Origin of the sequence: Thermoproteus sp. CP80 (genome assembly GCF_002077075.2) — an archaeon.
Taxonomy (GTDB): Archaea; Thermoproteota; Thermoprotei; order Thermoproteales; family Thermoproteaceae; genus Thermoproteus.
This window is the reverse complement of record NZ_LCWM02000042.1, coordinates 1-11,288: the sequence shown is the minus strand read 5'-3', so window position 1 is coordinate 11,288 and position 11,288 is coordinate 1. Positions and strand designations below refer to the sequence as shown.

General features: G+C 61.6%; 14 protein-coding genes and 1 tRNA gene. 8 read left to right on the top strand and 7 right to left on the bottom strand.

From position 1 onward, the window contains the following. Positions 1–409: 409 nt before the first annotated feature. Positions 410–928 carry a hypothetical protein gene (locus tag B7L68_RS07745; protein WP_081247105.1) on the top strand — a complete coding sequence of 173 codons (519 nt, stop codon included), beginning with the start codon at positions 410–412 and terminating at the stop codon, positions 926–928. Here the strand turns inward: B7L68_RS07745 and B7L68_RS07740 are convergent. Continuing rightward, complete coding sequence (locus B7L68_RS07740) at positions 897–1,538, bottom strand: KEOPS complex kinase/ATPase Bud32 (protein WP_081247104.1); 642 nt, start codon at positions 1,536–1,538, stop codon at positions 897–899. The genes B7L68_RS07745 and B7L68_RS07740 overlap by 32 nt on opposite strands. A gap of 15 nt (positions 1,539–1,553) precedes the next feature. Here B7L68_RS07740 and B7L68_RS07735 point away from each other — a divergent pair, with 15 nt between their 5' ends. The 4 genes from B7L68_RS07735 (at position 1,554) to B7L68_RS07725 (ending at position 4,663) form a co-directional block, all read left to right on the top strand. Beyond that, entirely contained in the window at positions 1,554–2,672 is a 1,119-nt protein-coding gene (locus tag B7L68_RS07735) for a radical SAM protein (RefSeq protein ID WP_081247103.1), read from the top strand. Positions 2,673–2,709: 37 nt separating this feature from the next. Further along, positions 2,710–2,844 (top strand) — tRNA-Arg (locus tag B7L68_RS08745). 155 nt (positions 2,845–2,999) lie between these two features. After that, positions 3,000–3,422, top strand: coding sequence for a hypothetical protein (locus B7L68_RS07730; protein WP_081247102.1), 423 nt, complete (start codon positions 3,000–3,002; stop codon positions 3,420–3,422). A 311-nt stretch (positions 3,423–3,733) separates the two neighbouring features. Further along, a complete protein-coding gene (locus B7L68_RS07725; RefSeq protein WP_081247101.1) occupies positions 3,734–4,663 on the top strand; it encodes a hypothetical protein in 930 nt (309 codons plus the stop codon). 23 nt (positions 4,664–4,686) lie between these two features. Here B7L68_RS07725 and B7L68_RS07720 read toward each other — a convergent pair whose 3' ends face one another. Then, positions 4,687–5,400 carry a DUF72 domain-containing protein gene (locus B7L68_RS07720; RefSeq protein WP_081247100.1) on the bottom strand — a complete coding sequence of 238 codons (714 nt, stop codon included), beginning with the start codon at positions 5,398–5,400 and terminating at the stop codon, positions 4,687–4,689. 127 nt (positions 5,401–5,527) lie between these two features. After that, entirely contained in the window at positions 5,528–7,186 is a 1,659-nt protein-coding gene (locus tag B7L68_RS07715) for a PaRep2b protein (protein ID WP_143615328.1), read from the bottom strand. A 161-nt stretch (positions 7,187–7,347) separates the two neighbouring features. Here B7L68_RS07715 and B7L68_RS07710 point away from each other — a divergent pair, with 161 nt between their 5' ends. The 3 genes from B7L68_RS07710 (at position 7,348) to B7L68_RS07700 (ending at position 8,687) form a co-directional block, all read left to right on the top strand. Next, positions 7,348–7,797 (top strand): hypothetical protein, encoded by a 450-nt coding sequence (locus B7L68_RS07710; RefSeq protein WP_081247098.1) that lies wholly within the window; start codon positions 7,348–7,350, stop codon positions 7,795–7,797. Between the two features lie 335 nt (positions 7,798–8,132). Further along, complete coding sequence (locus B7L68_RS07705) at positions 8,133–8,438, top strand: hypothetical protein (RefSeq protein ID WP_081247097.1); 306 nt, start codon at positions 8,133–8,135, stop codon at positions 8,436–8,438. Between the two features lie 27 nt (positions 8,439–8,465). Next, complete coding sequence (locus B7L68_RS07700; protein WP_081247096.1) at positions 8,466–8,687, top strand: hypothetical protein; 222 nt, start codon at positions 8,466–8,468, stop codon at positions 8,685–8,687. A gap of 15 nt (positions 8,688–8,702) precedes the next feature. Here the strand turns inward: B7L68_RS07700 and B7L68_RS07695 are convergent, their stop codons facing one another. Genes B7L68_RS07695 through B7L68_RS07680 form a run of 4 tightly spaced genes read right to left on the bottom strand, consistent with a single transcriptional unit; the run spans position 8,703 to position 11,233 of the window. After that, on the bottom strand, positions 8,703–9,647 hold the full coding sequence (locus B7L68_RS07695) for an isoaspartyl peptidase/L-asparaginase (protein ID WP_081247095.1): 945 nt from the start codon (positions 9,645–9,647) through the stop codon (positions 8,703–8,705). Next, positions 9,648–10,163 (bottom strand): 30S ribosomal protein S4, encoded by a 516-nt coding sequence (locus tag B7L68_RS07690; protein WP_081247094.1) that lies wholly within the window; start codon positions 10,161–10,163, stop codon positions 9,648–9,650. A gap of 2 nt (positions 10,164–10,165) precedes the next feature. Continuing rightward, complete coding sequence (locus B7L68_RS07685; protein WP_081247093.1) at positions 10,166–10,633, bottom strand: 30S ribosomal protein S13; 468 nt, start codon at positions 10,631–10,633, stop codon at positions 10,166–10,168. A 21-nt stretch (positions 10,634–10,654) separates the two neighbouring features. Continuing rightward, on the bottom strand, positions 10,655–11,233 hold the full coding sequence (locus tag B7L68_RS07680; RefSeq protein WP_081247092.1) for a cobalamin adenosyltransferase: 579 nt from the start codon (positions 11,231–11,233) through the stop codon (positions 10,655–10,657). Positions 11,234–11,288 lie beyond the last annotated feature (55 nt).

Here is an 11,288-nt window from a genome sequence, read left to right as displayed (position 1 = left end):
CCGTCTATCCACATCCTCGAGCTCGCCGAGCTCCAGCCCAAGTTCGCCGAAATATCCACGGAAGGCCGCCTCGTCGTCCGTCGCGGCCCTCCCCTCGAAATGGTGTCTACAGATCCAGCCGCCTACAGTACCCTCCGGGAGGCCTTACAGGGGGGCTAGCCCCTGTCAAGGCTTCCGGGGCATACTCCCTGTGAGGGGAGGAGGGAGGGGATCGGAGGCCGCGCGGGAGGCCGACGCGCGCAGCGGAAATGGGGGACGGCCGCGGATCGAGGGCGGGCGGCGCCGGCCGCAGACGGCGGCCAAGGAGGGCCGATGCGCGCCAGGCCGGTTCGGCAGCCAGTACGCCGTTTACGTAGACATCAAAACTTTGTAGGCTGAAGTCTATATAAAAATGACCTGTTTTGGCTTCGTGCAAGAGATCTATCATCAAATGAACAAGGGAAGGGCTGTGGCGAGAAAGCTGGTCGCCGAGCTGGTCTACATGGGGCTTGTCGGCACCCTGGCGGTGCCCCCCTTCGGCGTCTTGAGGAGCCCGCTGGCCTCGGTCGTAACGCCGGAGGTAGTCTCGGCGTTCGCCCTAAAGATTCTGCATGACGACCCCAACGCCGTCGTCAACTCGAGGCTGGGGTTGAAGCTAGGCGGAGTTCCCGCCTGCGATTTGCTGAAGTACCACGAGCTGGGCGTCCTGTGTAGGTTGGTTAGGGACCACGGCGACGAGCCCCTCTACTCCGTGGTGGACGTCCTTGCGCCGCATCTAGGCGTCGTTCTGTCGAATCTAGGCTATAGAGAGGGCGACCTGCTGATAGCCGCCCTTAGAGTTTTGGGAGGGGAGGCCAGCTCGGCGGAGCAGGCCCAATTGTTCAAGCTCTACGACAGATGGGGCCTTTACGCCCACGTCAACGTTCGACGTAGCGGGCGGACGATCTGATGCGCCTCACGCCCTCGCGGACCTCCTCGGCCAGGCGCCCCAGCGCGGAGTAGCCCTCCCAGAAGGCCCTCTTGTACTCCTCTCCCCTTTCGCCGTAGGTATCCAGCACTCTCAGCAACACGTTGACGTCGCGCGCGAACTCGAGCGCCGCCCTTCTGCCCGAGCCCTCGACGAGGTATCCAAGCCCCATGTCGATGAAGTACGGCCTAACGCCGCCTCTATAGATCACGTTGGTTAAGGCGAGATCCCCGTGGACTATCCCCGCGGCGTGGAGCCTCGCGACGATGGAGCCCACCTCGCCCAACACGTCTCTGCCGCCCTCCAGCAGATCCTTGGCGGTAGGGCCGTCGATATACTCCATGACTATAACGGCGCGCTCCACGTCGAAGAGATATACGGCCGGCACGTCGACGCCCGCCTCGCGGGCTTTAGACATCAACCTGACCTCGTTCAAGGTCCTCCTGGTCCTGATCGCTCTGTCCAGCTCCGGATCCCTGTAGCGTTTGGGCTTCCTGTGCTTCACGACGGCCCTCATGCCGAACCAGTCCACCTCGTATAGATCCGCCTCCGCGCCTCTGGCCATCAGCCTCACGAAAACGCAAAAAACCACAGCCCTAAGAATATTGTGGCCTGGACTCTCTACAGGCCCGATGCGGCTACCATATGGGAGGACGCGGCGGTGAGGAAGAGGCTGGGGTGGTACTACGCCGTCATGAAGAACAAGGCGCCGGCCAAGTTCCACATAGCGGCGCGCGTGGAGGCGCCGGCAGACTACGCCTCGATGGACGGCGCAGAGCTGTGGAAAGTCCACGAGGAGCTCGGCCGCGCCTTCGACGAGGAATGGCTCCGCCAGAAGGAGCGGCCCGACGCCTCGGTAGTGGAGAGGAGGCTCCCCAGGGCCTCGCTGCTCGACGTTAAGATAGAGCTGGCCCGCAGACAGCTGAGGCGTTGCAACCTATGCGAGAGGCGTTGTGGAGCGGATAGGTCGCGGGGCAAAGGCGCTTGCCTCTTGAGGGACAGGCCGACGGTCGCCAGCTTTTTCCTCCACATGGGCGAGGAGGCGCCGCTGGTGCCCTCCGGCACGGTGTTTTTCACAGGCTGCAACTTCAGATGCGCCTTCTGCCAGAACTGGGACATATCGCAGAGGCCTGAGAACGGGGCGGAGGTCACGCCGCGCCAGCTGGCCCTGATACAAATCAAGCTGAGGTCCGAGGGGGCGCGGAACATAAACTGGGTCGGCGGAGAGCCCACGCCGGACATACCCTTCATACTCGAGTCTCTGAGGGAGCTCGCGGCAAGGAGATTCAACGCGCCGCAGCTGTGGAACTCCAACATGTACCTAACCCAAGAAGGCCTTTCCCTCATACTCCATGTAATGGACATCTGGCTCCCGGACTTCAAGTACGGCAACGACGCATGCGCCCTCCGATACTCCGTGGCGCCTAGATATGTCGGCGTAGTGTCGAGGAACCTCTCGGCGATATGTAGGCGAGGCGAGGACGTGATAATCAGACATCTGGTGCTGCCAGGCCACGTGGATTGTTGCACCAGGCCCGTGTTGAGATGGATAGCGGAGAACTGCCCAAAGGCGCTGGTGAACATAATGGACCAGTACCATCCAGACTACCTCGTCTCCACCATGGCCAAATACGCAGATATAAACCGTCCCGTCTCCGAGAAGGAGATGAGGGAGGCGTACAGCTACGCCGACGAGCTAGGCCTCATCTGGCGTCCAGTCAGCTAGCCGGAAAGCTTTAAAAAGTGGGGAGATGTACGTCAAGGGGCCCGTAGCTCAGCATGGATAGAGCGGCGGTGGACCCGGCGGTCCGTCGTGCCTCCTAAGCCGTAGGCGGCGACGCCGGCGGACGTCGTGGGTTCGAAGGGGGATGGCCCCGAGAGTCCCACCGGGCCCGCCATGGACTCCACGGTTTATACTGACTTCTGTCAAGCCCGCCAGCCGTCTCTAGACCGTCTTGCATCCAGCATGTTTCGTAGTGCGTGTTGCTTCGGCCTATCTGTCGCCTCCCAACGCTTCACCGATATATGTAAATTGGGGGGTTCTAGACCTCTCATGGATATACCGGAGGTGAGCGAGGTGGAGCTCGAGAATCCCTCGTTCTCGGTGGCGGGGCCTGCCGAGTACACCATATCCTTCGGCAGCCCTTGCAAGGTCTCAGCGAACGTCAGGATGGACGTCCTGATGTTCAGCTGGCCTCGCGTCTTCTCCAAGGCGCTCGTGGCGATTTATAGATGTAGCGAGTTCTGGCCTCATTTCGACGTAAAGGTCAGAGCGCTGTCCTTCGGCAAATCTATATATCTGCTTGTGGACTCTGTGGCGCGTCATAACGAAAGCGATGCGGAGGTCGTGCCTCTGGAGCGCGGCCCCCTCTGGCTCTACGTGGCCAAACTGGGCGCCGCCGCCCTCTGCAAGACGGTGAGGGAGGTCCTTAACGTGCAGGGTAGATGCAGAACCTACACCTCAGCCGGTACGTGAACACGTCACCGATCGGCCTCGGAGGCTCTCATCCCGGCGCATAGTACCTCGTGGCTATTAAAGATGCTGGCCGGCGACGCCCTCCGCGGCGGGCCGAGGAGACGCGGCACGATATATCGCGCGGCCCGTTCGGCCGCCGATTTGCAGCGGCGGAAAAAGGCATGTGGGCGCCACGCCCCCGTCCCGTGCTACAGAGGGCGGCCTAGGGCCTCCAGACCTGAGGATGGCGAGGAGCTTAGCTGGGGCGCGTCGGCAACATCTCGGCGTGCGGCCAAGCGCTTCGTTTAATAAGGTATGGGTAGGAGCTCGATATGTTGTGCATAAGCCTAGATGCGTGCCTCTCCGAACACCGCCCCGACTCTGTGGACGTGGCGACCCGTATGTTGGGGGGACTGGGGCTTAGGGAGCTGGCGTCGAGGGTCAAGTCGCTCAGAGTAATCACGCAGGGGCCTATCCTGGGCAAGCTGAGGGTTCTCGAGACCGTGGATAACAACGACGTGGAGGTCCGCTACGTGCCGAAGCTCTTCTCGTCGTTCTACGTCCTGCGTAAGGGGGATAGGGCCTGCGCCGCGTTCGGCGGCGATTTGTTCCTAGACGCCGTGGAGGGCTCGGCGTCGGGCCTCCTGCTGGCCAACTGCGGCGACGACGCCGTAGGCGCCGCGGAGCTCTTCGAGAAACTGTGGTCGAGGTCGAGGAACATACTCGACGTGGATCCATATCTGTTGGGCCGCACTAAGGACTGGGGGGCCTATAGGGTTATAGCCGAGCTCAGGCGGGTCGAGGTGAGGGGCGAGGACGAGGAGGATCTGGTGGACAAAATAGTGAGGGGATACGCCAGGAGGATATTCGGCATAGACGACTCCGACGAGGTGGCTAGGAGGTTCTGGTCGGCGATATTCGCGACGCGCGATATGTCGGTCAAGGTCTTGGGCGATCCGTCGACAGGTCTGCCCGTCACAGCGCCGCTTATATACTACTCGGTGAAGGTCTTGAGGAGCCCTCCCGATAGGTGCCAGGACGGCCCCTGCCTCAGGACCACCGCCAAGCTCCTGGAGCGCGCCCTGCGGCATGCGCCTCAGTCCAAGTTGCACAGTGCGTGGAGGGAGGCCCTAAGGAACGGCGCCAAGAGGAGAGAGATAGAGCGGTCTCCCTATCTACCGGCCCTGTTGTTGCTGACGGGAAAGGTCGAGATAGGGTACGATAAATCCATAGACGCGAGGATCTACAGGCTTAGACGCTAGCTCGACGTGCCGGCCTGGAACCTCTAGACGGCGTCTTCGGACGCGAGCCTTTTGAACCGCATTGCATCGTCAAACATATGTATATTATTAAACATAATATATGGATTTTTTAAATTTTTTATAGAGTGTTTTAATCTTATTAAATCACTATCAGTATATTTATATTTATAATTCACCTCGCCTTTACCTAGACCGTGCAGCCTGAAGTAATGTACAGGAGATCTAGGCACTCCCCTCTTGAGGGGATCGACGACCAGGGAGACGCCTACGTCGGCCAGCGCCGCGTCGAGATCCCTCACGGTCGCTACCTCCCCCCGTGGCTCCCAGACGAAGGCCCCCTCGCCTCCGATAGACCTAAAGAACTCCAACGCCTCTCTCAGAAGATCGGCGCGCATGCTCGGCGGCGTCTGGAATACATATATCCGGGGCCTAAGCGGCGCCACCAGCCTCCTGAACAAGTCCCATAGCTCCAGGTTTTCCCTCGTGGGCCGCAGGAGGCCGTGCCCCTCGCCCGGCTTAAATCCCCTCGTTCTTCTATACGTGGGGCTGCCGGCCGGGTGGGTTATGCCTTGGAAGACCTTTACGGTGAAGACAAACCCCTCCGGCGCCTCTCTTGCCAGGTTCTCCATCCTCTGCTCGTTCGGGAGGTTGTAGAAGGTCTCCTGCAGCTCCACCGCATCTAGCGATCTGTAGACCTCCCGCCTGCTCCTAGGGAAGCCGCATGTGCCGACTATCACGTTGGCTGTTGTGTATATAATTTTAAGATGCCCGGATGGCGCTCCGTTTCGTGCCCCTGTAAGGGGACGCCGCAGATATCCGAAGAAGGGAGGAAAAGGAAAGGGGGAAGGGAGGAGGGAAAAACGGTTATTTCGTCTCAAGCCACCTCCTTATGTCCTCTGCGAGCTCTGCATAGAGGGCGAAGCCATCCAGGTGCTCCTCATAGCATATAATCTCTATGGTGCCGTCGTTCCTGCGGCGTACCCTCGGCCTTTTTCCCGTCAGAGCTTCCACCAGCGCGGAGAACCTCTCGGCGTCTGCCTCCCTGCCTCCCGGCGCGTCGGCCCTAGCTGTGGCGAAGCCCATGGCCTTGTTGTTTCTGCCATATCTGCCGAAGGTGATTGTGTACTCACGCACCACGCGGTCCACAATCGTGTGCTCGCCCTCCACGCGGCCCACCTCCGCCGTTATGGCGATCCTCAGTAGGGTCCTGCCGCTCCTGCCCTCCTCGGATTGGGCCCCTCCGCCGAGGACGTCCACGACGTACCTCTTGCCCCCGACGTCGACCTCAATCCCCCTAACATCCGCAAGCCTCAGGGAGCCCACCGCCCTGCCCCTCGCCACGACCTCCTCGGCCTTCTCGTAGACGGCGCCGCCCTCCTCTCTGGCCCTCTGGAGTATGTACTCTACGAACTCGGCCGCGAGCCTCTGCCGCCCCCCCTCGCCGCGGGCTGAAAGCCAGGCGGCGTACGCCAAGCCCTCCCTGAGGATCGAGACGTAGCCCTCCCCTCCGCCCTCCGGCATCTTGACGGTAAAGTGTCTGCCCTCCTCAAGGCCCATGTCCCTAAGCCGCCGGGCCTCGCGCTCTATGTTGTTGGGGCTGGTGGAGCGGTATTTGACCTCAAGCGCGCCGCCGCCGGTCAGCCCCACCTTGTACCTGGGCCAGCCCTCCCTCAGCGTGATGCCGCTTCTCAGCTTGTCGAGCCAGCGGTCGGCCGTCTCCTTGTCCACCCAGCCGCTCTCGACGGCCTTCCTGACGATCTCGGCGAGGGCGTCCCTAAGCTCCTTACGGCCGGCCGCAAGCCTATCGGTGGTGGCCCAGACCTGCCACTCGCCCTCGCCGCCCTTCTCCTTCATCTCCGCGCTGACGCCTGCAAGCTTGAGGAGGCGAGCCGCAAGCTCGGCGCGGCCGCGGTCCGTCGAGATGAATTGGAGCAGGATGTGGTCCCCACGCAGATAGACGTTGTACTTGACGTCGACGCCGCCCTCCGATATGGTCAGATCGGCGGCGACGCCGCGCTTGGTTCGCCTTATGCTCCCCTCGTCGAGGCGCACCTCCACCCGGGCCTCCCCCACGAAACCCTCGAACTTGGGGCTCAAATACCCTCCGCCGGCGGAGGGCGCGGAGACGGCAAGAATGCGCATGAGTCTGGCGGCATCTTCGCCGTAGGCAGTTATAACGTAGTTCTTGCCCCCCACCATGTACATATGCATGTCGAACTTCAGCTCATCGGGCAGAAGATCGTTGAACAAGCGAAGGGCCGCCAGCCGCAGGAGCGCGGCGCCGCCTCCAAGCTCTCCCCCGACGGTCAGCACGACCCTACCGCGCTCCACGGAGCCGTCCCCCGCAATAGCGGTGGCGTACATCTCGCCGAAGCGCAGCAACGCCTCCTTCCCGTCGAATTCGCCCCTCGCCGCCTTTTCCAACATAATTAACTCAAGGGCCGGGGCGACGAACTTCCTGGCCACCGCGTCCCTAGCGCAGTCCCTAGCGAGGCAGTGCATATCTTTTAGGGCGAAGTCCACGATGCCCCAGACCTCTCCCCTAACCCTCCCCGCGTCCTCCTTGAAGACGCCGCGGCGCTTTGGCTCGCCGCCTGCAGGGAGTACGGGATGCCCATCCGCCTGGCGAATGCGGCCGGCGCGACCGTCGAGGGCGTCAAGAGCGCCGCGAGGAGGATGAGAGCATGAGCTCGGGCGACGGCGTGGACGCGGGCGCGGTGAGGCCGCCTCCCGAGCCGGCCGACCCAGTCGAACGGCTCCTGAGGGAGTATCCGGAGCTGGAGGCGTTCGGCGTCGATTGGCTTAGGAGGTGGGCGCCCCGCGCGGGGAGGCAGATCGTGGGGATAGCCAAGGTTCTGCGGAGATACCCATGGATGGCGGAGCTGGTCGGGCAGGGGCCGGTGGGTCTCGTGAACCCGTACTCCGTGGAGGCGTACGTCGCCAGGGACGGCTCTGAGGCCTGCATATCGTTATTCGGCGGCTGGGCCTACTGCTCCGCGGATGGGAGTAACGTTAGAAGGCTGGAGCTGGAGTTCAGCCGCCTGGAGCCCCATGAAGGCGGGGTGAGGGAGGTCTACAGGCCTAAGAGGCGGTCGATATTCGCGAGGACGAAGGAGTACATACGGATACTGTGAGGCGCAACCGCAAGGAGGACGTCGAGAGGGCAAGGCGGACGAAGTTCTGCCGGGATTAAGACCCATTTTCCCTTCCCCCTTTCCCCTGCCAGCCTCTGCTAAACTTTTCTGTCAAGACTAAAAGGCGGCGACTTAAACCGCGTTTCCCTCAGGGTATTTACATAACCATTTATTTCAAAATTCGCCGCCTTAAACCGCATTCTCTCGGCGTGCTTAGTAAGTATATCTAGTCGCTTATCATTGGCGTAGCTGTTGTATATATATTTAAAACCGGACGTCGGTCCGTGGGGGATTCAACGTCTATATATTCGGGTATCAGGAGTTGCTACGCGAGAATGGAAGGCATATACGTCGAGACGGGTCCTATGGACGCGGCCAAGGCCGCCGCCCACCTCTACCTCCACCTTAGGGACCTCGAGAGGGGCTTCACCTACGACCACGAATGTAGGCGTGTGCCTATGACATGGCAGCTCTTCGAGGCGCGATCAAGGTACTTGGTCGAGATATGTGGGAAGCAGGGCGGGAGGGAATGCGGCGAGATTGAGGAGCTCGTTGAGGAGGCTCTGCTGCATAGGGCTCTGCCCAAGTGGGCCGAGGAGCTCGCCCTGAGGAAGATAATACGGATCAGCCAGTTGATATGATTTATAAATAGCACCCCACTCGCGCCAATGGGAGAGGAAGAAGGACGTCGAAGGTCGAGGAGCGTGGACGTCGAGGGCGAGCTCTCCAAGCTGCCTGTCGACGTGTCGAGAGAGGACGACGAGCTTGTGGTCAAGGTGGGGAAGGGCCGCAGACTGCCTGAGGACGAGTTCAGGAACACCATATCAAAGCTCAAGAGGATGGGCTTTAAGTTCGACCCGGACACCAAGACTTGGCGCAAGAGGACCTAGGGCCAAATTCCGCTTTTACGGCCAGATATCTCCTCGGCGGAGGGCAACCCGCTTGACTTGTTTATCCGCGCCCCACGCCCTAGCCATGGCGGCCGTGTTGAACGCCGCCGCCACTCTGCCCTTCCTATCTAGGCCGAGAAGGCCTATGGTGTCTTCTCCGAACCTCTCGGTGACTAGATCCACGGCCCTCCTCAACGCGGCGTCCACGTCTAGGCCGGCCCTCATGAGCTCGGCAGCCCTTAGAGACGCCATGGTGATCGTTATGACCTCGCCGACGCCTGTAGCCGACAGAGCCCCCACGGAGTTGTCGGCCCAGAACCCGGCGCCCGGGATAGGCGAATCGCCGACCCTCCCGTCCAGCTTCAGCCAGACGCCTCCGGTCGACGTGGCCGCGGCCAAATTGCCGTCTCTATCGAGCGCCACGGCGCCCACGGTATCGCCCACCCCGAGCCTCCTCGCCACCTCCAGCACCTTTTTATAGTGCCAGCGGCCTGCCAATGTCTCCTGCCTCATCCGTTTGAACATCTCGTTCTTTCGGTCGCTGTAAAATGCGGTCTTGGCCGTCAGAAGGCCGGCTGCGCGGGCCAGCTCCCTGGCGCCCTCGCCGACCACCAGCACGTGGTCTGTGGCGTCCAGCACATATCGGGCGAGCCTCACCGGGTTTTTCACGTCCTCGACGGCCGCGACAGCGCCCGCCCTGCCCGACGCGCCGTCCATCACGCCGGCGTCCATCTGCACGCGGCCAGACACTGTGTATACGGAGCCCACCCCCGCGTTGAACACGCCCGAGTCCTCCATATACGCGACGGCCTCCACGACCGCATCGACGGCATTGCCGCGCGCGACCGCGGCGAGCCCGGCATCGACGGCGCCCTCTAGAGCTCGCCGCACATGCGCCTCCTCCTCAGGGGAGACGCTCCATCTGCCGGCCCCCCCGTGGACCGCAACTACTGGCCCCATCTATTCGGCCTGCTGAACCCCCGCCGCGGCGGAGCTACCGGGCGCGTACGAGACCTTGTCCTCTAGATCCCGCGGGACCAAAAAGCCGGGGGACCTCACCCTCCTGCCCTCTATGGCTATATGTCCATGGGCTATCAACTGCCTGGCGTGGTAGGGCGTCTTGGCGAGGCCCCTCTTATACACTATGGTCTGGAGGCGTCTATCCAACACGGCCCTTACGTCCAGCGAGAGCACTCTGTCCAGGGGGATATTGACGTCCTCTATGAACCCCATCTTGTAGAGCCTCTCCTTGAACGGCAGCTCCAACGGGGCCCTCTCCTCAGCCCTCATGGAAAGCAGACTTCTGGCGCGCCTCACTATTTGTTTCAAGACCGATCTGGCCTTCCAGAGCTCTCGCTTGTTCCTGAGGCCGTACTCGCCCATGAGCCGCAGCTCCTCGAGCAATAGCTGCGTGTTCCACAGCCTCTTGGGCTTCCCGTCGAGATAAGTCTTTCTACTCTTCCTCGTGCCGCCCATGGCTACTGCTTAGCCCCTCCTTGAGGCGCCTCTCTCTTCTTGGCCACGCCTGCGGTGGGGCCGAATCTGCCGGTGGTCACCGTGCGCTGCCCTCTGACCTTCAGCCCGACGGCGTGCCTCATGCCCTTCCAGCTCCTCAGCTTCTTCATCAGATCTATGTCGCTCTTGGCGGCGAGTATCAACTCCGACCCTATGAGGTGGACGTCGCGGCCGCTCACCGGATCCCTACGCCTATTGAGGAACCAAGCCGGCGCTATCTCGCGCAGATTTCTCACGGCCCAGTCCAGCTTCGATATCTGCTCGTCGCTGAGAGAGCCCAGCGGAACGTAGGGATCTATGCCCAGCCTCCTGCATATGGCGAACGCGGAGGAGATGCCTATGCCCTTTATGCGGGCTAGGGCGAAGGCCGTGGCCTTGCCGCCATCTAGATCTGTATCCCCGACGCGGACTATGGCCCTTACCTCAGACACAAGGGTGCGAGAACCAAGTGTTTAAAAGTTTAGTAGGCGGTCGGGCTGGACGGATGTGGGGATGTATTTAGCCACGCCGCCGCGGGTCAGCACCATATGGCTCCTCGTGCGCATAAGCTCGAAGAGGACGTTGCCCACGTGGTTCAAAACCATGATAACCTCCCGACCTCGGTCCAGCTGGGCCAAGCGCCTCTCGGTCCAGCGGACCCAAGCCCGCGCCGCATTTATATAGGCGCAAACCTCGTCGAGACATACGACCCAACCCAGCGGCGCGTCGGAGGCCAACGCATACGACAGCTTGACGGCCCTCCGAAGGGACCCAAGGGCTTTCTCCAAATAGGCGCTGTCCCCGGTGGATAGATAGAAGCCTGTATATTGGAGCGCCCATAAGACCAGCCAGAGGATCCGCCTCGTGCGGCCCTCGGCCTTCACCGCCGCGAGGTTCACGTGGACAATAGCGGCCTCCAACGCGCCGAAGAGCTTCACCACCGCAGACGCCTTAGACACGCACTTAACCTCGCCGAACCAGAGGACCTCCGTCTCGCCGAGATCCCCAGGACAGGAGCCCGCCAGGATGCAGGGCTTGGCGAGCTTTGCCATAAGAAATACTACACCACTATAAAAATACTTAGTTGAGAACTACAAGATTTATTGG